The organism is Sphingomonas gei (assembly GCF_004792685.1).
GTDB lineage: Bacteria > Pseudomonadota > Alphaproteobacteria > Sphingomonadales > Sphingomonadaceae > Sphingomonas > Sphingomonas gei.
This window is the reverse complement of record NZ_SRXT01000002.1, coordinates 1-23,928: the sequence shown is the minus strand read 5'-3', so window position 1 is coordinate 23,928 and position 23,928 is coordinate 1. Positions and strand designations below refer to the sequence as shown.

The window sequence follows — 23,928 nt, the reverse complement described above, 5'->3', positions numbered from 1 at the left end:
ATGACGATCGGGTTTGTTACAAGCAGCGCGGATCGCGCACCGGGGCCTCGGCGCCGCGCGTCAGCCAGCGGCCGTCGGGCGCCTGGTATTTTTCGCCGGGCGCGCTGCGCAGGATCAGATTGCATCCGGTGACGAATGCCATTTGCTGGACGGTCGACCCCGCCGCCGCCTGCGCGGTGTATTGCTTCTTGCGCTGGATGTTGATGTTGTTGACCAATGCCTGGAGCGCCGGAGTCGAGGCGCCGACCACGCCGAGATAGCCATCGGGCTGCTCGCCGACCTGCCCCGCGGCCCGCGCGGCCGCATAGGCAGGATCACGCTGGGCGGATGCGGGCGCTGCGATCAGCGTGATTGCTGCGAGCGCGGCGGCGAAGAACATGGGGCGCATCAGAATATCCCTGGATTTTGCTGGATCAGTGTCTTCGCCTTGTTGTCGAGGCGATACACCACTTCCTGGGTGATCGATATGTTGAGGTTGATCACGATCGGCTTGTCGGGCGCGGTCACGTTGACGCACCCGCCGATCGTCGTTCCGATCGGGAGCATCGCCAAAAGCCCTGTCATTCGCTTCAACCTCATTGCAGCTCCCTTTATCGCAGCTTTTCGCTTTCGCGCGGCTGAACCGGCGGCTTCGCGTCGGCCTCACCGCCGGAACCTTCCTGCTCCTGGAGCAAGGCCGGCAGATTGCGCTCGATCAGCCGGTTCGGATCGTACCATGATTGCACCGAGTCGAGCAGCTGCTTGAACGGCGCGCTAATGCGGACGTTGAACACGAAAGGCAGCCTGGCCAGCCGACGCAGCACGAAATTGGATTTGGTGCCCTTGCCCTGGCTCACCCCGGCGAAGCGGATCTCGGTCACCATGTCGCCGGCGATCGGCCCGTTCATGTCGATCGTCAGGCTGCGATAGTCGAGCGCCTTCAGCGCCTGGAACGCCATGTTGCCCCAGAAGCCGACGTCGCGCTGCGAGATCTCGCCGACATAGGCAAGCGATCCGCCGGAGCGCGCGCGCAGCGATCCGCCTTCGATACGGCCGCCTTTCTCGTCGAAGGTCATCGGCAGCGTTCCGTCGAAGGTGCCGGTGGCGTCGAGATTGTCGAATGCCATTTCCTTGAGGAACAAGGCCGCGTCGGCGCCGATCACCTGGAAGGTCATCCGGCGCTCGCGGCTCTGGCTGAAATCGAGGAGCGTCGGCTCTAGCACCAGCTCGCCGCCCGCGAACGGCCAGCGCGCGCCCTCGACTTGCACGCGCTGGCTGTCGAGCAGGTGGAAGCGGATATTGCCGTCGCGGACGGGAACGCCGGGATTGATCTCGGCCGTCGTCGCCAGCTGTCCCGGCGCGGTGCGCATGTTGAGCAGATCGGTGAATTGCACATCGGTGGCGAGGCCGAGCACAGGGCCGAACGCCGCGGCGAGGTCCATGGCGCGGGTGCCGAAGCGGCCGGTGCTGGTCACGCCGTCCGCGGTCCAGGCGATGTCGCCCTGCCCCTCGACACTGCCGACCACGTCGGCGATCACGCCGAAGGTGAGCGGGGTGAGGTCGCTCGGCTGGAGCCCGCCCTCGGCGAAGCGCAGTCCGGCCACCCGGAGGGCAGCGGTACCCCGCCCCTTCCCCAGATCGTGGCGAATCTCGACGCGCGCGACCGGCACCCCTGTCGGCGTCTTCAATCCGGCGGTCGCGACGATCTGGTTGTCGGCAAGGCGTAGCTCGGCATCGTCGCTCGCGAGCGGGTGGAAGCGCGGCGGAGTCGCCGCATCGGAAAGCTGGAACTTGCCGCCGAGCGACAGCGCGCTGTCGCGCATCTGCCAGTTGCCGGCGGCGCCCGAGATCATCAGCGGGACTGCGCCGATCTGCCCGCCCAGCCCGGCGAAGGTCCCGGCGATACGGGCGCCGAAGCTGCCGGTGAGCGAGTCCACATCGAGGCGCGTGACACGCTCGCCGCCAAGCCGCACCCGCGCGCCGCTCCCGGCGAAACTGCGCCGGGCAAAGTCGACCCTGGCTTCGGCCAGGCCAAGGAGGAGCGCGCTGGCACCGATCTGCCCGGTGAGTTCCGGCCGGACGAGTCGGATGCCGCCGCCAAAGGCGCCGGGCGAGATGGCGACCATTGCCCCGCCGATCGGGCACGCCGCGACGCTTCCCGGCGCCAGCACTGCGCCAGCCAGGGCGATGCGCTGATAACGCAGCGTCACGCAATCGGGGTTGAGCGTCACGCTTTGGCCGCGCCAGCGCGCGTCCAACGGCAAGGTCAGCCCCTCGATGCGCCCGTTCGCCAGCCGGCCGGACAACGTCGCGACGGTCTGCAGCGTGCCGCCGTCCCGCCCCAGGGCGACTGCGATGCGCGCGAGCGACAGCGCCGCGCCGCTCGCCGCATAGGATCGGACGAAGCCGATTCCACGCAGCCGATCGTCCCCCGGTTTCTGCGACAGCCGCAGAATCGTCTCGGGCATTCCACCGCCGCGCAGGACGAGCGTGCCGTCGACGCGCGGCGACGCATTGCCGCTCGTGATCCCCCGGCCGCGATCGAAGGACAAATGTGCGCCGCTGGTGGTGACGAGCGCCAGCCGCGGGACGCTGTAGCGGATCCCGGCGGACGAGATGCCGAACGACAGGCCGGCGCTCGCATCGAAACGCGCCGCCGCGTCGGCCGCGGATTGCGCGAGCCGCGCGACGATCGGCGCAAGCGGCGTGGCCTGGCCCGCGGTCCGGTAGCCGGCGACCCTGGCGCGCAACGCGGCAGGCAGGCTCGCCGACTGCGCTACCAGGGTCCCGCGATAATCCAAGCCGCCCGGCGCCTGGCGATATTCGCCCGCGATCTGCAATGCCCCGCCCGAAACTTCGGGCGCCGCGAAGCGCCCGGACCGCAAGGCGAGCCGGCCGCGGGTTCCCTTGGCGCCGCCATCGAACGAGACTCGCCCGCTGACCCCGGAGACTTGCCGACCCGCGGTTTCGAGCCCAGCCACCGCCACGTCGGCCGCCCCGGCCCAACTGTCGAGCGCGGCGCCCAGCGTCGCCTGAACCGTCAGCCGGGGCGCCGCGACGTGCACATCGGCACAGTCGAGCCGTGACGCAGATAGCGGCCCGGCGAGCGTCGGCCGCGCCTTGGCGATCCGCACGTCCAGCGCACCGGCGAGTCCCGACGCCGAGCAGCCGGCGAGATCGAGCCGGGGCGCGGACAGCCGCGCCTTGCCGGCAAAGCCGTCGTCGAGCAGGCCACGTCCGGCCAAGGCGACTTCGATCACGCCATGACCGCTGTCCAGCCGCAACCGGAGGTCGGCGACGTCGAGTTTGACGTGGGGCAGCGCAAGGGGCTTGCCCGAGGACGGCGGCAGCAGGCGGTCGATCGCGCCGAGCGAGAGCTTGCCGCCGGCGATGCGTGCCTTCATCCGGACGCGGCCGGCGCGAACCTCGAGCACTTCCGCGCGCCATGGCAACAGCGAGGTGCCGATCTCGATCCAGTCGGCGGTCAGATCAGGATCGCGCGAGTTGCCGATGACGACGTCGGTCAGCCGCTGGCGCCACGGCGAGAGCTGTTCGATATGATATTCGGCCGCCACCCCGCGCCGCCGCAGCTCGCGATCGACGAACTCGCGCGCGATCGTGCGTCGCTGCAGCCATGCCGCGGCGAGCACGACGAGGACGAATATCGCCAGCGCGAGCAGGAGCCGCCCCCATGCACGGGGGGGCGCTGCTGTCGCTCTCGCCTGCTCCGGCGCATCATCAAGGGTCGTGGTCACGCCGTCGCAGCTCCCGCCGGGGGCACTATCGCGAGGTTGGGCTCGACGGCAAGGGTCTGGCCGCGCGAGGGGCGCCGACGAGCCAAAAGCCGGCAGGCTTTTGGCGACGGATAGCGGCCGTTCGCCGGTGTTGCAGACGCAGCAGCGGGCGTCGGCTGCTGTTGGGTTACCACCACCCAAACGCGTCGAGATCGCGCCAGGAGGCATGGATACTGACGCGATTTCAAATATTTACCTTTGTGGCACATCCCTTGCTGACATCTCGTCGACCTGGCGCGACTGCGCCGAACCATCGGGGGATATACCTTGCCCAACCTGCCCAGTCGTCCTCTCCTGTCTCTCGCCGCGCACGCGAGCGCGCTGGCTCTGACGCTGGCCTGGGTGACGCCGGCCGTCGCCGCGCCGCGCGACGAACCCAAGGCCGGGACCGGGACGAAGACCGACGAAGTCGCGACTCCCGATCCCGAGGACGACCCCGGCCGGGCCGGTACGAACGACATCGTCGTCACCGCCCAGCGGCGCGAGCAGCGCCTCCAGGACGTGCCGACCGCCGTCACTGCGCTGAGCCCGGAACTGTTCGCCGAGGGCGGGGTCGGGCGGTCGGCGAACGAAGTGCTCAACTTGGTGCCCAACGCATCTGCGGGCACCCAGCAGCATGGCCGTCCGCGCTGGTGGATCCGCGGCGTCGGTGCCGGCCAGCAGCAGCTCGACCTCGCCAATCCGGTCGGCTTCTATCTCGACGACGTCTATATCAGCAACGCCAGCGCCACCGGCCTGCCGCTGTTCGACATCGAGCGCGTCGAAGTGCTCCGCGGCCCGCAGGGGACGTTGTGGGGCAAGAACACCACCGGCGGCGCGATCAACGTCATCTCGAAGCGCCCCTCGCTGACCGACGGCGTCGACCAGAATTACGTGAAGCTCGAATATGGCAGCTTCGACAACAAGGTCGCCGAGGCGGGCGTGGGCGCAGCCATCGTACCGGGCGTGCTCGCCACCCGCATCTCGGCACGCATTGACGATCGCAAGGGCCGTTTCGACAATCTGTTCACTGGCGAGAAGTCCAACGCCGTCCGTGACAATGTCGTGCGTGGCCAGTTTCTTCTCGCGCCCACGCCGGGGTTCGAGGCGCTGCTCAGCCTCCATTATCGCGACTATGAAACCGACGGCACCTATTGGACCACCGCCAGCTACGCCCCCACCGGCGTGTTCCGGAACGGCTATGCGCCATCGAGCGACAAGGACGAGATCAGCACCAACGCGGGGGAATATGGCCGCTCCTCGCAGTTCGGCGGCGCGCTGCATCTCGATTGGGATCTGGGCGGGCTCTCGCTCACCGCTATCACCGGCTATGAACGCTTCAAGACCCGCGGCGCCGGTGACGGTGATTATACCCCGCTCGAAATCTCGCGCAGCTACACCCAGGCGCGCAGCCAGCAATGGACGCAGGAACTGCGGCTGGCTTCGCCGCAGGCGGACCGGCTGAACTGGATCCTCGGCCTCTATTATTTCAACGAGAAGATCGTCTCGAACGCCTATTCCGCGACGCTTCCCGCCGGCTCGGTCCTTGCCCAGCCGGGCAGCACCGCGCCCGCCGCCTATAGCCTGACCCGCTACGACCACCGGGCCGAGAGCGGCGCGGCATTCGGCAGCGCGACCTTCGACTTCACCGAAGCCGCGAAGCTGACCGTCGGCGCGCGCTGGACCCGCGAGACCAAGACGCTCGATTTCGATCGCAGCGCCTCGGCCAATGCCGCTGCGGCATCGTGGAGCAATTACGCGCATTGGTGGGACAGCTATACCGGCAGTTTCGGCGGTGCGGGCACCTTCTCGGGCGATCTCCGAAAGACCTGGGACGCCTTCACGTATGACGTAACGCCATCTTGGGCCGTCGCGCCGGACAATCTGCTCTATTTCAAATATTCGCACGGAGTGAAATCGGGCGGGTTCAACACCGCCGCGACTCTGCCGGTCGCGCTCGCCACGGTCGAACCCGAGGAACTCGACGCCTTCGAACTCGGCTACAAATCGCAATGGTTCGATCGGCGGCTGACCTTCAATGCCACCGTCTTCCACTATGACTATCGCAATGTGCAGATCAACGTGGTCGGTCCCAACCCCGGCGCCGTGGGCGGCGCGACGGTATCGTACCTGCAGAATGCAGCCAAGGCGCACGTCAACGGCGCCGAGCTCGAGCTGGAGGCGGCGCCGGTCGGCGGGCTGCGGCTGACTGGGGCGGTCGGCATTCTCGACACCAAATATGACGAACTGCAGGTCGTCAACGGCGGCGCAGACCTGTCCGGGGCCCGCTTCGTCCGTGCGCCGAAGCTGACCCTCAACGGCAGCGCGACCTACACCATCCCGCTGGGCGGCAGCGGCAGCGTCGATCTCGCCGCCGACGCGCGCTACACCTCTCGACAATTCTACTACATCACCCCGCAAGACGCCCTGAATCGCTATTTCCTGACCCAAAAGGGCTATACGATCGCCAACGCCCGGATCAGCTACACCCCGGCGAACGATCGCTACACGGTGTCGGCCTTCGTCAACAATGTGCTCGACACCGAATATCTCAACCACGCGCTGCCCGCGGCGAACCCCGCGCAGGCGATCACCGGCGATACCGTCGCCTGGGCCGATCCGCGTACCTACGGGGTGTCGTTCATCGTCCGCTTTTGAACTTCGCAGAGCGCAAAAAGGGCGCCGGTGATATACCACCGGCGCCCTTTTCATTGCTTTGGCAACTTCACTCCGCGGCTTGCAGCAAAAAGCCCTCGCTGCGGCCGAGCAGCGGCAGCACTTCCTCGCCGACGCGGTACGCCTCCTCGAGATGCGGCGTGCCAGCAAGGATGAAGGCGTCGGTGCCGCGCGCGATCAGTTCGTCGAGCCGCGCCGCACATTGCTCGTAGCTACCGACGATGCCGAGCGCGGGCCCGCCACGCAGCAGGCTGAACCCGCCCCACAAATTGGGCGCGACGATCAGTTCGTCATAGCGCGTGGCCTCGCTGGGCTTGAGCGCCTGCTGACGTGCGGCGCCGATCGAATCGGTCGGGCCGCCGCGCGCCTGCTGCCGACGCTCGGGGCTGAGGCTCTCGAAGCCGGCCCGGACTTCGGCCCAGGCTTCCTCCTCGGTCGGACGCGCCACCAGGTCGACGCGCACCGCGCATTTCTGTTCGCCGCCGAGCGCTGCGGTGCGCTCTTTGACCCGCGCGAACTTGTCGGTGAGCTGGTCGAACGGCTCGAGCCATGAGAGGTAATAGTCCGCATGCTTCGCGGCGGATTGCAGCGCGGCATCGGAAGAGCCCGAGAACCAGATCTCGGGTATCTCCTCGCGCGCCAGCAATGGCGAGAGCCCGCCGTCACGCACCTGATAGAAGCGCCCGTCATAGGAGAAGCCCTCCCCGCCCCACACGCCCTTGAACACGTCAAGGAACTCGGTCGTGCGGCCATAGCGGTCGTCATGGCTGAAGCTGTCGCCCCACCAGAGCTGCGAAGGGCCGCCGCCACCGGTGATGATGTTGAACACCGTGCGCCCGCCGGTCGCACGCTGAAGGCTCGCCGACATGCGCGCGGCGTGGACGGGGTTCAGGAAACCCGGCTGGAATGCGATCATGAAGCGAAAAGCCTTGGTCTCGCGTGCGAGCAAGGGCGAGATCACCCAAGGATCGTCGGTGTTGGGGAAGGACGGGATCAGCCCGCCGATGAAGCCGACGCTCTCGGCCGCCTTGGCGATCGCGCTGAGGTGGTCGACATAGCGGAAGCCGTCGTCCTCGCCGTTACGGTCGAGCCCCGGGGCGACATTGCGTGGGCTGGCGGGCGACCAGTCGCCACGGTCATAAGCGGTGTCGCGCAGGCTGCCGTGGCAGCCATGGCTGGGCAGGCGCCAGTAGAAATCGATGGTCATGCGAACACCTCAGGCAGCGGCCGCCACGCGCTCGGTGAGCGCGCGGAAGCGGGGAAGCACATGCTGGCCGATGCGATAGGCCTCCTCGAGCGAGGACGGCGCGGCCAGGACGAAATGGCGGAGGCCTAGCGCGGCGAGATCCGCCAGCCGCTGGGCGACCTCGGCGTAGGTGCCGACGATCGCCGTGTCGGGAAGTCCGACGCGGCTGGCGTCGCGCCGCGCATCCTCGGCATCATCGCGCGCCAGCACCGGCTGGATCACACCGAACGCGACCGCACGGCCGGCACGCGCGGCGAGTGTGTCGAGCGTCTCGACGAGGTTGCGAAGCGCGGGCAGGGGCGCCGCCGCGAACAGGTGGACATCAGCCGTGCGCGCGGAAAGGTCGAGCGCTTCCTCGCTTTCGCCCTGCAGGAACACCTTGGGGAAAGCGACGCGCTTGAGCGGCGCCTGGAACCCGCCGCCCTGCACCTCGAAATGTTCGCCGGAAAAGTCGAACGGCCGCTCGGCGTGCACACCACGCGCGACCGTCAGGAATTCCTCGGTCCGGGCGTGCAGCTGCTCCTCGGGAACATGATCGCCGTCGCGGGCGCGCGTGGCACCGTCGGCCGGGTTGGCGATCGCCCAGCCGAGCCGGTCGCGCGTTTGGCGCTGGAAGCTCACGGCCTGCTTGGCGGCATAGACTGCGGACCCCGCCGATGCGGGGAATTCGGGAACCAGCATGAGCCGAGGGACTTCGCGCGCGATCGCCGCGGTGACGATCGTGCTGTCGTCGGATTGCGGGCGGTGCGGCAGGAACAGGCCGTCGAACGCGGTCTGCGCCGCCGCCTGGGCGACCTGCGCGTAATAATCGTAGCGGTTGAGTCCGGGCGTGCGGACATCGCGGAACAACCCGGATCGCCGGGCTCCGGATTCGGAACGCGCGGCGTCTTCGGCGACATCGAGTTGCCAATAGGTCTGGATCGTCATGCCGCATCCCTCTCGCTTGCGAAGACGGGCTGGCCCAGCCTGCCCGCGAACACGCTTTCGGTGATCGGCCGGCGCGTGCTGGGGCTCTCGCCCGCGTGGAAATCGGCGTGGAGCGTGTCGAGCGCGCCTTGCCGGCCAAGCGCCACGACGGTCTCGATCGCGAAGTCCGCAGGAACCGCCAGACGCTCGCGTGCCGCTTCGCGATCGAAGCCGCCAATGCCGTGGGTGTGCCAGCCGAGCAGCAGCGCCTGGTGCGCGAAATTGGTCCACGCCGCGCCGGTATCGAAGCTATGCGAGTGATTGTCGACGATCGCGCCGCGCCGCTCCAGCTTCAGCTCCGACAGCACAACGATCAGCGCCGAGGCGCGCGATGCCCACAGCGCGTTGCGCGGCGCGAGCAGCGAGACGAAGGTCTCCCAATGCGCGTCGCCATGCCGCGCGATCAGGAAGCGCCACGGCTGGACGTTCGAGGCAGAAGGTGCCCAGCGCGCCGCTTCGAACGCGCTCGCCAGCACCGCATCGGGCACCGGCTCGCCGGTGAAGCTGCGTGGCGACCAGCGATCGACGAACAAGGGCTCGACGGGATGATCGGGGGTCCGGGCCATCAGCGCACCTCCCGGCCGGGAAGATGCACGAGGTTCGACGGCGCGCTGGGCGCAGCAGTGAGTTCGGCCAATATCTCGTCCTTCAGGCGATGGAGCAGAGGAGCGGCGCGGTCGCGCGGGTGCGGCAGGTCGACCTCGACGATGCGCCGGATGCGGCCCGGATCGGGCGCCATCACCACCACCCGGTCGCCGAGATACAGCGCCTCCTCGACGTCATGCGTGACCATCAGCATCGTCGAGCGCTGGGTCATCCAGATGCGCTGAAGCTCGTTCTGCACCCGCACCCGGGTAAGCGCGTCGAGCGCGCCGAGCGGCTCGTCGAGCAGCAGCAATTTGGGCTCGGTGACCAGCGCCCGCGCGATCGCGGCGCGCTGCGCCATCCCGCCCGAGAGCTGGTGCGGATAGGCTTTCTCGAAGCCGGTCAGATTCACCAGCGCGATATGTTCGGCGACGATCTGTGCGCGGCGCGCCTTGGGCACGTCGGTGTTGAGCAGTGCCAGCTCGATATTCTGCTCGAGCGTCATCCACGGGAACAGCCGGTGATCCTGGAAGACGATCCCGCGATCGAGGCTGGTGGTCGACACCCGCTCGCCGTCCAGCCGGATCTCGCCGCGATAATCGTCGTCCAATCCGACGATCAGCCGCAGCAAGGTCGATTTGCCGCAGCCCGAGGCGCCGACGATGCTGACGAATTCACCTGGCCGGATATCGAGGTTGATTCCTTCCAGCACCGTCCGCGGCGCGCCGCCGATCGTGAAGCTCTTGTGCAGGTCGCGGATCGCGAGCGCGCCGCTGGCCGCCGGGGCGCCGGCGGGCGCCGGTCTCGCGAGCACTTCGTGGATCATGGGACTCTCCTTCTCAGCGCAGGGGCGCCTGCCAGCGCAGCAGATGCTGGCGGAGACGCAGGAACAGGCGATTGATCGTGAAGCCGAGCGCCGCGGTGACGAGGATCGCGACGAGGATGATGTCGATCCTTTGCTGCATCTGGGCGAGTTGCATCGTTACCCCGAGCCCGCCGCCGACCCCAAGCAGGATCTCGCTGGCGATCGACGCGATCCACGCGAAAGCCAGCCCCTGGGTCAGCCCGGTGAGGATCAGCGGCATCGCCGCGGGCAACAGGATCAGCCGAAAGCGCTGGAGCGGGGTGAAGCCATAGATCTGGCCGACCTCGACGAAGCGCCGCTCGACCCCGGCGACGCCTTCGAAGCTGTTGAGCAATGTCGGGAAAAAGGCCGAGAGGCTGACCACGATCAGCTCCGTGCCCTGCCCGGTGCCGACCCACAGACCGAGCAACGGCAGCCAGCCCATCAGCGGGACCTGGCGGATCGCCTGGAGCAAGGGATTGAGCACGCGATCGAGCGGCCGCCAGATCGCCATCGCCACGCCGAGCGCGATCCCCAAGGTCCCGCCGATCGCGAGGCCCGAGAGGCTGCGCGACAGCGTCGATGCCATGTCGGGGAACAGGCTTCCTCGCACCGCCAGCTCGACAAAGGCGGCGCCGACCGACTGGAGCGGCGCAAAGGCGAGCGCATGCGCCCCGCCCGCTTGTGCCTGCATCTGCCACCAGATCAGGAACAGCCCCGGCGCGATCAGCCCGATCAGGGCGCGGATCCAGCTGCGCGAAAGCAATGCGTTCATGCCGCCCTCCAGCGCGACGCCCGGCGCTCGATCGCCTTGGCGCCGCGATCGAGCAGGAAGCCGATCACGCCGCTCACCACCACGCCCGCCAGCACCACGTCGATGCGGAACATCTGGCGACCCATCTCCATCATCTGGCCGATGCCGCTGTCCGCCGCGAGCAGCTCGGCGGCGATCAGCACGACCCAGGCGCGGGTCAGCGCAACGCGCAACCCGGTGACCACCGCGGGCAAGGTTGCGGGGACGAGGATCCGCCAGATCAGGTCGGGAAGCCGGGTGCGATAGACCCGCGCGACTTCGAACCAGGCGCGGGGCACGCCGCGTATCCCGTCGAACGCGGCGAGCGCCACAGGGAAGAAGGCGGCGAGGATCACGATCGCCACCTTGAACTGCTCGTCGATGCCGAAGAAGATCACCAGCATCGGCACGAACGCGATCACCGGCACCTGCCACACCGCGAAGAAGAACGGCCCGAACACCACCTCCGCCAGCCGCGACAAGGCGATCGCCGCACCGAAAGCGAGCCCGGCCAGCGCCCCGATCGCGAAGCCCAGCGCCAGCCGGGTCATGCTCTCGCCGACATGGCGCTGCAACTCGCCGGTCTCGGCAAGCTGCCAGAGCGTGCGCGCGACTTCGCTCGGCGGGACGAGAACCTGGGGTGGAAACGCCCCGCTCAGGCAGAGGAGCTGCCACAATACCAGCAGCGCGACCGGCGCAAGGAAGGAAGCGAGCGGCGCCCGCCGCCGCATAGTCGGCGCGGCGAGCGCGGGTAGCGCAGCACTGGCCATCAGGACGCCTTGGGCGCGGCGGCCTGCGCCTGAGCCGGCGCTGGCGCGGTGAGGCTCCAGAAGCCGTCGAGCTTCGCGTTGCGGAGCGCCGGCGCCACGAAACGCCGGTCGATCAATTTGTCTACATCGACCTTGTTGCGCACCAGTCCGCGCGCGAAGGCATAGTCCGCGACCGAGCGGTAATGATCGACCAATTCGGCGGTGAAGGTCGGCGAGAAGCGCTCGCGCCATGGAATGCCGTCATCGGCATAATCGCGCGCGATGATCTCGACGGGCATGGCGCCGCGTGCCGAATCGCGGATCACGCGATCGCGGTTCGCCTCCTGCGCCGACCAGGCCGCGGCGCGGATATAGGCGTCGACCACCAATTGGGTGAGCTCCGGATTCTCATCCACGAAATCGCCACGCCCGAACAGTTCGGCGCGCATCCGCCAGTCGGCCGGCGCCTGCTTGGTCGACCAGATCACTCGCCCGGCGCCCTTTTGCTCGAGCAGCAGCCCGTCTGAGAGCAGGAAGGCTGCGTCGATGTTGCCCGAAGCCAGCGCCGCCGGTGTGGCGGCCGGGTTGATGTTGACGATCTTGAAGTCGCTTTGCTTGAAGCCGTTGGCATCAATCAGCTTGGAAAAGGGCAATTCCCACGGCCGGCCGCGGTGCAGCGCGACGCGCTTGCCCTTGAGCTCGGCGATGCTCGTCGCGGCAAGGCCGTTGCGGACGACCAGATAGGAATGCAGCCCCTGCCCCATCGGCGCGACCAGCTTGAGCGGTACGCCGCCCGAGATCGCGATGATCGCGGGGAAATCGCCATAAGCGGCGAAGTCGATCCGCTTTCCCGAAAAGCCCTCGTTGATCAGCGGCCCGCCCACCGCGGTAGGCACCGGGGTCAGTGCCAGCGCGACTCCGCGTTTGGCCAGCTCGGCCTTGAGCCAGCCGTCACGGATGACCACGCCGGTAAGGCCATTATACACCTGCTTGCCTTCGAACGGGTAGGCGATCCCCGCGATCGTCACGGTCTTCGCCTTCGCGCTGCCGCCCTCGCCGCGGAACTGAAAGGCGACGAGCAGGGCGACGGCGACCACCACCACCGCGCCGATTGCCCATGCCTTGATCGATTTGGGTTTCTGGATCGCCACGCTTGCACTCCTTTGCCTCCATCGATGCACTTCACGTGCCAAGCGCCGCGCAGGAGGGAAGCGAGCGCCGGTCACGGTTTTCGAGCGGGACAATTGCGTAATTCCGAGCAGCTTGACCGCCGCGGCTGCACGAAATGCAGCGATTTGCCCGGGGTCCCCGCCCGCACGGCTTGCCGAACGGATTGGCATGCGGTTTGCTGAGCCTCGCACCGAGAACCGCCGGATATCGGGAGACGGAACAGAATGTCGGCAGACAATGCTGCCCCCGGGCCGGAGTGCATCTGGATCACCCGCTGCCCGGTGCCCGCCGCCTCGGGCGTCGCGTGGTCGCTCGGCTGGATGACCGAGGCGTTCGGCCGCGACGGCATCGCCGTCAGGCGCGTCCGGGAGGCGGGGCTGAACCTCGTCTCCCTCGATCCGGAGCGGCAGGCGCGCACTCTGTTCCGGGAGGGCGGCAACATCCAGGCGCTCGCCGCGCGCGCCGATGGCGCCCCCACCCGCGTGATCGGACTGACATGGATCGACGAGCGGCAGGCGATCATGGTCCGCCCGGACACCAGGATCATGGAGCCGGCGGACCTCAAGGGACTGCGTTTCGCCTTGCCCGGCTTCGCGCGCACCCGCGGCGAGAGCATCGCTCGCGGCATGGCGTTGCACGGGATCAAGGGCGCGCTCACCCTCGGCGGGCTCGATCTCGACGACGTGCGGATGGTCGATCTTCCCGCGCCCCCGGTCGAGCAGCCGACCTCGGCCGGCATGCGCCGCTTGTGGCTCGGGCTCGAATGCCTGGCGGAAGGCCGCGTCGACGCAGTCTATGTGAAGGGCGCCGCAGCCGCCGAGACCGCAGCGCGGCTCGGCCTGACCGTGGGCGTCGATCTCGACGCCTATCCCAGCCGCCTCGCGCGCGTGAACAATGGCACGCCGCGCCCGATCACCGTCCACGCGCATATGATCGAGCAGCATTTCGATCTGGTCGTACGCTTCCTCGAACAGACGCTGCGCGCGGCCGACTGGGCGTCGACCAACCTGCCCCGGCTGCAGCACATATTGGCGCAGGAAACGCTGGCCGGGATCGCCGCGGTGGACGCCGCCTATCGCAACGATTTCCACCGATCGCTGCATCCCGACCTGTCCGGCGATCGCGTCGAGATGCTGCGCAATCAGGCCAACTTCCTCTGGCACCACGGTTTTCTCGAAGAGGCTGTCGACGTGGACCGCTGGATCGATGCGCGCCCGATGGAGGCCGCATTACGCCGCCGGGCCGCGGCCGATGCCGGTTCGCTGGAGCCGGTATAAAGCTCAGCTAGGGCTCGCCACGTATTTCCTACTTATCCAGTGGGATATTTACTGGTACCATGGCGGCAACGGATCTGGAGGGATCTATGGTCGCAGTCCCGTACACCGAAACGGTCGAAAACCTGGAAATCGGCCTGTCGGAGCGCAAGCGGCCGGGCGGACGCCCGGTCCTCGCGTTCGATTCGGAGAAGCATCATTCGGTGGGGCCACGCGCCCGCGCCTTCGTCTTCTCCGATCCACAATCGCGCGCGCTGATCCCGCTCATTGAGAAGACCGCGCCGAGCGAGGCCAATATTCTCGTGATCGGCGAGACCGGCACCGGCAAGGAGCTGGTCGCACGCTATGTCCATTCGCTCAGCGACCGCGCGAATGGCCCCTTCGTCGCCGTCAATTGCGGCGCCTTCTCCGAATCGCTGATCGAAGGCGAGCTCTTCGGCTATGAGAAGGGCGCCTATACCGGCGCGCATCTCGCCCGCCCCGGCTGGTTCGAGGCGGCCAATGGGGGCACCCTGTTTCTCGACGAGATCGGCGAGATGCCGCTGTCGCTGCAGGTGAAGCTGTTGCGCGTGCTGCAGGAGCGCGAAGTCGTGCGGCTCGGTTCGCGCACCCCGATTCCGCTCGACGTGCGCGTCATCGCCGCGACCAATATGGATCTGCACCGCGCGGTGGCGAACGGCAGCTTCCGCCCCGACCTCTATTATCGCCTACAGGTGGTGACGCTGCCGCTGCTGCCGCTGCGCGAGCGCCGCGCCGACATCCTGCCGCTCGCCCGCCATTTCCTTATGGTCTATGGCGACAAGATCCAGCCGCGCCGGCTCGACCTCGGCCCCGCAGCCGAGGAAGCGCTCTACCGCCACGATTGGCCGGGCAATATCCGCGAACTCGAAAACGCGATCTTCCGCGCCACACTCGTCTGCCAGGACGGCGTGATCCAGGTCCAGGATCTCGGGCTGTCGGGAGTGGTCTATGGCGAGCCCGTCGCCTCGCTGGCGGCGATCGACCCGGCATTGGCCGATCTCGAGGACATCGTCCGTCCGCTGGTAGATATCTTGCTCGCGGGCGGGCACGACGCATTGCTCGACCGCTTGGTCAGCACCGTCGTCACCGAGACGTTCGAACGCTGCGGATCGAACCAGATCAAGACCGCCGCGATGCTCGGTGTCACGCGCAATGTCGTGCGCACGCACCTCAAGAATTTCGGGCTGATCTGACCTCCCGGTGAAAACGCAGCATTCCGGCTGATCAATATCACGCAATGCCGAGCCGTCACGGACCGCGTCGGACGCGATCCCTCTCCAGACCCGCCTTGGCACGCTCTTTGCTCCTTGTTTCGGGCAACATCCCGGGAGCAAGGCAATGGCGACACCAACGCTCGACGAATTGTGGTTCACCCGCTGTCCGGTCCCGACCGCGACCGGCATCGCCTGGAAGCTCGGCTGGCTTACCGAGGAATTCGCTGCCGATGGCATCGCGCTGCGCACGTTGCAGGAATCGGGCTCGGAGCTCGCCCGGCACCATTATGACCATCGCCTGCCGACGCTGATCCGCGAGGGGGGCAACATGCTCTCGATCGCCGCGCGCGCGCAGGGCGAACCGACTAAATTGATCGGCCTCACCTGGATCGAGGAGAGCCAGCTGATCCTCACCCGGCCGGACACCGGCATCGCCAGCGCCGCCGATCTCAAAGGCCGCCGGCTCGCGCTCCCCGGCTGGTCGCACAACCATATTCCCAGCCATGTCCGCGGCACCAGCATCGCGCGCGGCATGTCGCTCGCCGGCTATAAGGGCGCGCTCGCCTTCGCGGGCTTCACCCTCGACGATGTCGATCTGGTCGAGGTGCCCGATCGGCTGCGCAACATCGGCGGCGCCGGGCGCGACCTCGCGCCGCGCCGGTCTGGGCTCAACCGGCTCTGGCCGATCGAGGCGCTGGTCTCCGGCCATGTCGACGCGATCTACGTCAAGGGCGCCTCAGCGCTCGACGGCGCGCGCGACGCCGGGCTGACGGTCGCGGTCGATCTCGATGCGCTGCCCGATCGCCGCTTCCGCGTGAACAACGGCACGCCGCGCCCGATCACCGTCCACCAGCATCTGCTCGACGAACATTGCGACGTGCTGGTCCGCTTCCTCGCAGTGACGCTGCGCGCCGCCGATTGGGTCAAGGCCGAGCCAGGCAAGCTGGGCGCAATCCTCGAATTCGAAACCGAGGGCAGCCCAGCGGCAGTCGATCAGGCCTATCGCCACCTCCATCAGGGGCTGCACCCCACGCTCGATGCCGAGCGCCTCAGCCTGTTCGAGCAGCAGAAGAAGTTCCTGTTCACCCACGGCTTTCTCGACAGTGATTTCGCGCTGGCCGACTGGATCGACCCGCAACCGCTCGAAGCCGCCCGCGCGCTCGCCGCGCAGCACGCCATTTCCGAAGCCGCCTGAGAGGAGATTCCATCATGTCCGCGCAATCCGGTCTTTCGCCCGAAACCATCGCCTTCATCGTCGAGCAGGAGCAGGACGCGCGGCGCGCCTTCCGGCTGCTGCGCGAGACGCGCACCATCTCGGCGAGCGGGACCCTGTTCATCGCCGTCCGCATCCCCGGCGAAGACAAGATCATCACCTTCAACTATCTCGGGCTGTGGGCCGACGATCCCGACGCGCCGCAGACCGCGGTGATCGATTTCGACGGGAACAGCTATTGGCACAACAAGCCAGGCGGCGCCGCGCGCTACGCCAAATTGTTCCGCACGCATGAGGGCGTTCAGGCAGTAAGCCACGTCCATACCCCGCATCTCGGCGCCTATTCGCAGGCGCACGCCAAACTGCCTCTGCTCTACGTCCCCAATCGCCGCTTCCGCTTCACCAGCGAGCTGCCGGTCTACATCAACCGCCGCCAGCCCGAAGTCGATTTCATCCTCGATTCGATCGGGGCCGACCGCGAAGTCCCCGGCATCGTCGAGGCCAATGGCGGCGCGACGGTGTGGAGCTGGAAGGGTCTGCGCGATCTGGTGAACAACATCGTGCTGCTAGAGGAAGGTGCGCAGTTCCAGATCCTTAGCCAGGCGCTCGGCGGTTCGCAGCCCTTCGGCCCCGGCGTGCTCGAGCAGCAATGGAAGATGGGCAAGCTCGTCCCCCCCGATGCCAGCGTCTCCGACGACGGCACGATCCAGTATGCCACCGCCGTCGCGGCCGAGTGATCGGGAGAATTTGATCGTGACCACCAAACGCCGCCAGCTCGCCCTCGGGGTTTTCCTGACCCGCCACGGCCACCATCCTGGTGCGTGGCGCCAGCCCGGCGCGGCCAATAGCGGAAGGCCCGACTTCCATTATTGGGCCGAACTGGCCAAGACCGCCGAGCGCGGCAAGTTCGACGTTGCCTTCTTCGCCGATTTCGTCGGCCAGGCGGGCGGCAGCACCAAGGGGATCGAGCGGCGCCACGCCTTTCTCGATTTCGAGCCACTGACGCTTTCGGCCGCGCTCGCCGCGGTCACCGAGCGGATCGGGATCGTGGCGACGGTGAACACCAATTTCGATCACCCCTATTCGCTCGCGCGGCGCTTCGCCTCGCTCGATCATATCAGCGGCGGGCGGATCGGCTGGAACATCGTCTCGTCGCTCGCCGACGGCGCGGCGAGCAGCTTCGGGATCGATCAGCCGCCGAGCCATGCCGAGCGCTACCAGCGCGCCGCCGAGTTCGTCGATGTGGCGCGCGCTTTGTGGGACAGCTGGGAGGACGACGCGTTCGATCATGCCGATCGCGAGAGCGGGCTCTATCTCGATCCCAACGACGTCCACCCGGTCCACCACGACGGCCGCTATTTCCATCTGAACAGCGTCCTCGACGTCGCTCGCCCGATCCAGGGACACCCCGTCTTTGCGCAGGCGGGCAATTCGGAAGTCGGCCGCGAATTCGCCGCCAAATATGCCGAGATGATCTATGCCGCGGCGCAGTTCATCGAAGACGCCCAGAGCTTCTATGCCGATGTGAAGCGGCGGATGGCGCGCTATGGCCGCGATCCGGACACGCTCAAGGTGATGCCCGGCCTGTCCTTCGCGATCGGCAGCAGCAAGCAGGAGGCGCAGGACAAGTTCGGCGCGCTCGAAGCAGCGGTCGACTTCTCGGGCGACCTCAATCTGATGGGGCAGGACGTCAGCGGCTATCCGCTCGACGGGCCCCTGCCCGATCTGCCCGAGCCCGAGAACGGCAAGGGCCGCTGGCGCCAGCTCACTGCGCTCGCTCGCCGCGAGAATTTGACGATCCGCCAGCTCTTCCTGCGCTTCAACGCCGTGCGCGGGCACCGCGTGGTGATCGGCACCCCGATCGACATCGCCGACCAGGTCCAGGACTGGTTCGAACGCGACGCCGCCGATGGGTTCAACCTGATTCCGCCGCTGCTGCCGAGCTCGCTCGACGAGTTCGTCGACTTGGTCGTCCCCGAGCTCCAGGGCCGCGGGCTGTTCCGCACCGAATACGAAGGCACGACGTTGCGCGAGCACCTCGCGCTGCCGCGCCCTGCGATCGGCAGAGCCGCGCCCGCCGACCTCCTTTCCGCCGCCTGACGTAAGGAATCCCCATGGCAAATTCGCTCGACACGCTCTGGTATACCCGCTGCCCGGTTCCGACCGGGCTCGGGATCGCGATTCAGCAAGGCTGGCTGGAGGACGCATTCAAGGTGCAGGGCACCCGCGTCGAATCGATCCTCGAATCGAACGACTTCGCGACGCGTGAATCGCATTTCAGCCATAAGGTGCGCAATTCGGTTCGCCACGGCGGCAACATCCCGGCGATCAGCGCTCGCGCGCTAGGCCGCGACACCCGATTGCTCGGCCTGTCCTGGGCCGACGAGAGCCAATTGATCCTCGCCAGCCCCGAATCGGGGATCGAGAGTGTCCGCGACCTCAAGGGCCGTCGCTTCGGCCTGCCCAATTGGAAGCATGTCGAGATCGACTTCACTCGTGCCCAGGCTTTGCGCGGGCTCGAGAACGCGCTCAGCCTAGAAGGGCTCAGCGTCGGCGATGTCGAATTGGTCGATCAGGATATCGAGAGCCACTACAGCGACGAACCCGCCGCGAATGTCGCGGGAACGCTTGCGGGGCGACGCGGGCGCAACAACAACCAAGAAGTCGTCGCTTTGCTGCGCGGCGAAGTCGACGCGATCTTCCTCAAGGGCGCGCACGGCGCGCAGGTCGCCCACCAGTTCGGGCTGACCACGGTGATCGACACCGGCGCGCATCCCGAGCCGCTGATCCGCGCCAATAACGGCACCCCGCGCACGCTCGCGGTCGACGGCCATCTGCTCGACAATCATTTCGACGCGGCAGTGACGATCGTCGAGCAGGTGCTGCGCGCCGAGGCCTGGGCGCAGGACCATCCGAGCGAAGTGCGCCGCTATCTGGCGCGCGAGACCAATGCGAGCGAGTACTGGGTGTCGGTCGCCTATGGCGACGACGCCCAGACCCGGCTGCGCACCGATCTTGCCGAGCAATCGCTGAATGCGCTGCAGGACTTCACCGACTTCCTCCATCGCTGGAAGTTCATCCCGACCAGCTTCGACGTGCGGCAATGGGCCGATGCCCGCCCGCTCGACGCCGCGCAGACCAGCCGCATCGCGGTCTAGCGTCGGGACTCAATAAGCCGTTTTGTCATCCCGGATGTTAGGCTTCCCCGGAAAACCGCAGATTTTCTGCTGGAAAGCCTTCATTCCGGGATCCACCTCTCCGCTGGAGGCTTGCCGCGCGGTGGATCCCCGGACAGCTCGATTTTCTTGTCAAATCACAGATTTGAAGAAAATCGAATTCCGGGATGACTTGGGTACGGACCCTAACCCTCAAGGCAAAGCGACCGATATGCTGATGACGACCAGCGCGCCGGAGACGGTCGCCTCCGGCGCGCCCTTGCTGCGCTGCCTGGCGATCTATCGCCGCATGCCGATCCGCTTCGCGCTGACCGCGATGATGCTGTTCGGGGTCAACCTCGCGCTGATCGCGCAGCAGGGGCTGGTTGGGCGCGCGGTGCACGAGGCGGGCATTGGCAAGCTCATCGTCGCCGGCCCTGCGGGGCTCGACTACGGGCGCGCCTGGTTCTGGGTCGTATTGCTGCTTGGCCTGTCGGCGGCACGCGCAATCGTCCAGTACGGCGCCGGGCTGATGTCGCTCTGGATCGGCCAGGAACTGCTCACCCATTTGCGCGAGCGGATCATGATCCAAGTCCAGCGGCTCGATCTCACCTATCACTGGCGCCACGGTGTCGGCGAGATGGTGACGCGAATGACTCGCGACGCCGACAAGGTGCGCGACGCGCTGATCAACTTCTGGCGGCAGATGTTCGAGACCGGCGTGGTGGTGCTGATTTCGGTGTCGCTGCTGTGCTGGTATTCGCAGTGGCTCGGCGTGGTGCCGCTTGCGCTGATGCTGGTTGGGATCGCGATGCTCGCGGCGCAGGCCGACGCGCTGGTGCTGCTCGATCGCAAGATCGGCGCCGCCTATGACGCCGTTACGCAGGACCTGTCCGAAGGCGTGCACGGCGTCCGCGTGATCAAAGCCTTCGGGCTGCAGGGCGCACGGATCGCCCGCTTCGACGCGCATCTCGCCACCTTCCGGCGCGAAACCCGCAGGGCGATCGCGCATGCCGCGCGCAGCGTGCCGCTCCCCCAGGCCGTGATCGCGATCGGCCATGCCTGGGTACTCGGCTATGGCGCGTGGCTGGTCGGCCATGGGCGGCTCGATCTCGGCGCGCTGGTCGGCGCGCTGCTCGTCGTCAACACCCTGGTGCTGCGGATCGAGGGCATCGCCGCCTTGCTCCAGATCGTCGCCGATGCGCGCGCCTCGGCAGCACGGATCTGGGAAGTGCTCGATGCCGCGCCCGAAATCGTCTCCGGCAAGCAGCCACTCCCCGCCGGCCCGCTGGGTTGCCGCCTCGACGGTGTCGCGGTCGCCCCGCTTGGAGACGGCGCCGCGGTGCTGCGTGACCTGTCGCTCCACATCGCACCAGGTGAGATCGTCGCGTTGGTCGGTGCCACCGGCGCGGGCAAGAGCATCCTCACCGCCCTGCTTCCACGCCTGATCGAGACAGCGGCAGGCCCGGTGCAAATCGGTTCCGACACTGCCGGCTGGCACGACGTGCGCGACCTCGACCTGCGCGAATTGCGCCGCCGCATCCATGTACTGCCGCAGGAATGCTTCCTGTTCTCGGACACGCTCGCCGCCAATTTGCGCGTGACGGCCCCGCATGCCAGCGACGCCGAACTCGAAGCCGCGCTCAAGCAGGCCGCGGCCGGCGAACTGCTCGAACGGCTGCCCGACGGGCTCGAAACCAAAGTCGGCGATCGTGGCATCACGCTTTCCGGCGGCCAGCGCCAGCGCCTCTGCCTCGCCCGCGCCTTGCTCGCGGATGCCGATCTGCTGATTCTCGACGATGCGACCAGCGCGCTCGACGCCGCTACCGAGCGCCGCGCGATCGACAATATTCGCGGCCGCCGCGACACCGCGGCGCGCCCGGTGACGATGCTGATCGTATCGAGCCGCCTGCCGACGATCCTCGCCGCGGACCGGGTGGTGATGCTCGCAGATGGCGGAATCGCTGCGCAGGGGACGCATGCCGAACTGATCGCTGCCAGCCCCGCCTATCGCGCGCTGATGGGGCTATGAACGTGCTCGCGGGCGATCGCCCGCTTTCCGATCTCGAGCTGGAGGAGAAGCTCGCCAACAAGGCGCTCGACCGCGGCATGGTCCGCCGGCTCCTGCCCTTGCTTCACCCGGTGCGCCGGCTGGTCGCAGCGGTGATCGCGATCGAACTGGTGCAGGTCCTCGCGATCTTCGCGCGCCCGCTGCTAATCGGGCTGGTCATCGATCGCGCCCTCCAGCCGTTCGACGCCGGTCTGGTCGCCATCGCCTGCGCCGGTCTCGCAGGGACCTGGGCGCTGCGCTTCGCGCTCGGCGGCCTATCGCAATATTTCGCCGGCAGCGCCGCGACCGAATTGCTCAATACGATCCGCAGCCGCGTCTTCGCGCATGTCCAGTCGCTCAGCGTCGGCTATTTCGATCGTACCAAGGCGGGCCGGATCATCTCGCGCGCCGATCGCGATGTCGACACGCTCGAGCCGATGCTCATCCAATGCCCGCCGCAACTCCTCTCGGCGGTTCTGCGGCTGGTGCTCGCGGCGGCATTGCTGTGGGCTATCGCCCCCGTCCTGCTGTTCGGGCTCGCTCTCGTGGTGCCGGTATTGCTGCTCGCCACGATCGCGTTCAAGCGGCTGGCGCAGCGCAGCTGGGGCCGCGTCGCCGAGAATCGCAGCCGCTTCACTGCGCACCTCGTCGAGACCGTCGCCGGCGTGCGGCTGATCAAGCAGGTCGGGCGCGAGGCGGAGAATCTCGCGCGCTATCGCGGCCTGCTCCGCGACTTCAACACGTCGCTGATCGCCGGCAGCGCGCGTTCGGGCTGGTTCGCGCCGTTCACCGGGCTGCTCACCACCGCCGGGCTGGCGCTCACCCTCGTCATCGGCGGCCGCGGCATCGCGCTCGGCACGCTCACTCTCGGCGAACTCACCCAGAGCCTGTTCTACGTCTTCCTGTTTCTCGGGCCGCTCCAGGAATTCGGCGACCTGTTCGAACGCTTCGCCAATGGCTCGGCCTGCGCCCAGCGCATCTTCCTGCTGCTCGATACCGAGCCCGAAATCCGCGAGCTCCCCGCCGCGATCGAATTGCCCCGTCTGCGCGGCGAGATCCACTTCCGCAATATCGGCTTCGGCTATCACCCGGCCCGTCCAGTGATCCGCGACCTCGACCTGCGCGTCGCGCCCGGCGAGATGCTCGCGATCGTCGGCCCCACCGGCCACGGCAAGAGCACGCTCGTCCAGTTGCTGACTCGCTTCTACGACGTCGACAGCGGCGCGGTGCTGGTTGACGGACACGACATCCGCAACGTCTCCGAAGCGAGCCTGCGCAAGCAGGTCGGTGTCGTACTGCAGGACAATGTCCTGTTCGGCGGCACTGTGCTCGACAATCTCCGCCTCGCCAGGCCGGGCGCGAGCGACGCCGAACTGATCGACGCGGCACGCGCGCTGGATGCCGACGAAGTATTGCGCGCCTTGCCGCATGGCTATCTGACTGCAGTCGGGCCGCTCGGCGCCAATCTCAGCCAGGGCCAGCGTCAGCTCGTCTGCTTCGTCCGAGCCTATCTTGCCGACCCGGTCATCCTCGTTCTCGACGAAGCCACGTCGGCGGTCGACATCAGCACCGAGCGGCGAATTCAGGCGGCGCTACGCCGGCTTTGCCACGGCCGCACGTCAATGATCATCGCCCACCGCCTCGCCACGATCCGCGATGCGGACCGCATCGCCGTGATCCGCGACGGCGCGATCGTCGAACTCGGCCACCACGCGCAGTTGCTCGCTCGGCGGGGCATCTATGCCGACCTCTGGCGAGTATATGACGATGCCGCAGGCCGGTCTCGATCGCCGGAGCAAGCGAGTGCCTTGTGACACGCTCGATCGACCATCGTCGCTGCGAAGAGCGCGGTGATCCCTTGTCGCAGCTTTCGCGATCCTCGGGTTTCCGCCACGACCTGGGTTGGCGGACAAGCAAAAAGCCCGCGGGCTTTTGCCTGCGGGCTTTGTGGTTGCGGGAGTAGGATTTGAACCTACGACCTTCAGGTTATGAGCCTGACGAGCTACCGGGCTGCTCCATCCCGCGGCACTTGGGTTGCCAGTGACGCGCCGGTGGGCGCACTTTCTGACGTTGTGAATGGGTTTTTCATGAAGAACTTGGTTTAGCGCGGCTGCACGGGCTGCAATGCCTGGCGGCGACCTACTCTTCCATCGCTTGAGCGATAGTACCATCGGCGCTGTCTGGTTTCACGGCCGAGTTCGGGATGGGATCGGGTGGTTC

19 protein-coding genes, 1 tRNA gene and 1 rRNA gene are annotated in these 23,928 nt (G+C 67.4%); 9 read left to right on the top strand and 12 right to left on the bottom strand.

The features are described from left to right. Positions 1–16 precede the first annotated feature (16 nt). The 3 genes from E5A73_RS04210 to E5A73_RS04200 are packed head-to-tail and all read right to left on the bottom strand — an operon-like array spanning position 17 to position 3,734. The gene (locus E5A73_RS04210) at positions 17–388 is read right to left on the bottom strand and encodes a YdbL family probable chaperone protein (RefSeq protein WP_135962572.1); all 372 of its coding nucleotides are present in this window, start codon (positions 386–388) and stop codon (positions 17–19) included. Beyond that, a complete protein-coding gene (locus tag E5A73_RS04205; RefSeq protein ID WP_240700016.1) occupies positions 388–564 on the bottom strand; it encodes a YnbE family lipoprotein in 177 nt (58 codons plus the stop codon). Before E5A73_RS04205 ends, E5A73_RS04210 begins: the two co-directional genes overlap by 1 nt. A gap of 26 nt (positions 565–590) precedes the next feature. Next, positions 591–3,734 (bottom strand): intermembrane phospholipid transport protein YdbH family protein, encoded by a 3,144-nt coding sequence (locus tag E5A73_RS04200; protein WP_168355799.1) that lies wholly within the window; start codon positions 3,732–3,734, stop codon positions 591–593. Positions 3,735–4,040: 306 nt separating this feature from the next. On the opposite strand from E5A73_RS04200, the gene E5A73_RS04195 reads away from it, so the two are divergent. Next, on the top strand, positions 4,041–6,410 hold the full coding sequence (locus E5A73_RS04195) for a TonB-dependent receptor (RefSeq protein WP_240700015.1): 2,370 nt from the start codon (positions 4,041–4,043) through the stop codon (positions 6,408–6,410). 67 nt (positions 6,411–6,477) lie between these two features. Here E5A73_RS04195 and E5A73_RS04190 read toward each other — a convergent pair whose 3' ends face one another. The 7 genes from E5A73_RS04190 to E5A73_RS04160 are packed head-to-tail and all read right to left on the bottom strand — an operon-like array spanning position 6,478 to position 12,762. Then, complete coding sequence (locus E5A73_RS04190) at positions 6,478–7,635, bottom strand: LLM class flavin-dependent oxidoreductase (RefSeq protein ID WP_135962570.1); 1,158 nt, start codon at positions 7,633–7,635, stop codon at positions 6,478–6,480. 9 nt (positions 7,636–7,644) lie between these two features. Then, positions 7,645–8,601: an LLM class flavin-dependent oxidoreductase gene (locus E5A73_RS04185; protein ID WP_135962569.1), complete on the bottom strand. Its 957-nt coding sequence runs from the start codon at positions 8,599–8,601 to the stop codon at positions 7,645–7,647. Next, positions 8,598–9,206 carry a nitroreductase family protein gene (locus tag E5A73_RS04180; protein WP_135962568.1) on the bottom strand — a complete coding sequence of 203 codons (609 nt, stop codon included), beginning with the start codon at positions 9,204–9,206 and terminating at the stop codon, positions 8,598–8,600. Before E5A73_RS04180 ends, E5A73_RS04185 begins: the two co-directional genes overlap by 4 nt. Further along, a complete protein-coding gene (locus E5A73_RS04175) occupies positions 9,206–10,051 on the bottom strand; it encodes an ABC transporter ATP-binding protein (RefSeq protein ID WP_135962567.1) in 846 nt (281 codons plus the stop codon). Before E5A73_RS04175 ends, E5A73_RS04180 begins: the two co-directional genes overlap by 1 nt. 13 nt (positions 10,052–10,064) lie before the next feature. Then, positions 10,065–10,844 (bottom strand): ABC transporter permease, encoded by a 780-nt coding sequence (locus E5A73_RS04170; RefSeq protein ID WP_240700014.1) that lies wholly within the window; start codon positions 10,842–10,844, stop codon positions 10,065–10,067. Further along, positions 10,841–11,632: an ABC transporter permease gene (locus E5A73_RS04165; RefSeq protein ID WP_206366379.1), complete on the bottom strand. Its 792-nt coding sequence runs from the start codon at positions 11,630–11,632 to the stop codon at positions 10,841–10,843. The genes E5A73_RS04170 and E5A73_RS04165 overlap by 4 nt, the downstream gene beginning before the upstream one ends. Continuing rightward, positions 11,632–12,762 carry an ABC transporter substrate-binding protein gene (locus E5A73_RS04160; protein ID WP_240700013.1) on the bottom strand — a complete coding sequence of 377 codons (1,131 nt, stop codon included), beginning with the start codon at positions 12,760–12,762 and terminating at the stop codon, positions 11,632–11,634. Before E5A73_RS04160 ends, E5A73_RS04165 begins: the two co-directional genes overlap by 1 nt. A 243-nt stretch (positions 12,763–13,005) precedes the next feature. Between E5A73_RS04160 and E5A73_RS04155 the strand changes: the two genes are divergently transcribed. From E5A73_RS04155 to E5A73_RS04120, 8 genes are all read left to right on the top strand, one after another. Continuing rightward, complete coding sequence (locus tag E5A73_RS04155) at positions 13,006–14,058, top strand: ABC transporter substrate-binding protein (protein ID WP_135962565.1); 1,053 nt, start codon at positions 13,006–13,008, stop codon at positions 14,056–14,058. 86 nt (positions 14,059–14,144) lie between these two features. Continuing rightward, complete coding sequence (locus E5A73_RS21885; RefSeq protein ID WP_135962564.1) at positions 14,145–15,269, top strand: sigma-54 interaction domain-containing protein; 1,125 nt, start codon at positions 14,145–14,147, stop codon at positions 15,267–15,269. A 145-nt stretch (positions 15,270–15,414) separates the two neighbouring features. Beyond that, positions 15,415–16,485, top strand: coding sequence for an ABC transporter substrate-binding protein (locus tag E5A73_RS04145; protein ID WP_135962563.1), 1,071 nt, complete (start codon positions 15,415–15,417; stop codon positions 16,483–16,485). 14 nt (positions 16,486–16,499) lie between these two features. Beyond that, positions 16,500–17,240: a class II aldolase/adducin family protein gene (locus E5A73_RS04140; RefSeq protein WP_135962562.1), complete on the top strand. Its 741-nt coding sequence runs from the start codon at positions 16,500–16,502 to the stop codon at positions 17,238–17,240. 16 nt (positions 17,241–17,256) lie between these two features. Continuing rightward, on the top strand, positions 17,257–18,603 hold the full coding sequence (locus E5A73_RS04135) for an LLM class flavin-dependent oxidoreductase (protein WP_206366377.1): 1,347 nt from the start codon (positions 17,257–17,259) through the stop codon (positions 18,601–18,603). Positions 18,604–18,617: 14 nt separating this feature from the next. Continuing rightward, positions 18,618–19,661: an ABC transporter substrate-binding protein gene (locus E5A73_RS04130; RefSeq protein ID WP_135962561.1), complete on the top strand. Its 1,044-nt coding sequence runs from the start codon at positions 18,618–18,620 to the stop codon at positions 19,659–19,661. Positions 19,662–19,890: 229 nt separating this feature from the next. Continuing rightward, positions 19,891–21,690, top strand: a complete 1,800-nt coding sequence (locus tag E5A73_RS04125) for an ABC transporter ATP-binding protein (RefSeq protein ID WP_240700012.1) — start codon at positions 19,891–19,893, stop codon at positions 21,688–21,690. Beyond that, on the top strand, positions 21,687–23,522 hold the full coding sequence (locus E5A73_RS04120) for an ABC transporter ATP-binding protein (protein ID WP_135962560.1): 1,836 nt from the start codon (positions 21,687–21,689) through the stop codon (positions 23,520–23,522). Before E5A73_RS04125 ends, E5A73_RS04120 begins: the two co-directional genes overlap by 4 nt. 134 nt (positions 23,523–23,656) lie before the next feature. Here E5A73_RS04120 and E5A73_RS04115 read toward each other — a convergent pair. Continuing rightward, a tRNA-Met gene (locus tag E5A73_RS04115) sits at positions 23,657–23,733 on the bottom strand. Positions 23,734–23,834: 101 nt separating this feature from the next. Then, positions 23,835–23,928, bottom strand: a 5S ribosomal RNA gene (gene rrf, locus E5A73_RS04110); the annotation flags it as partial.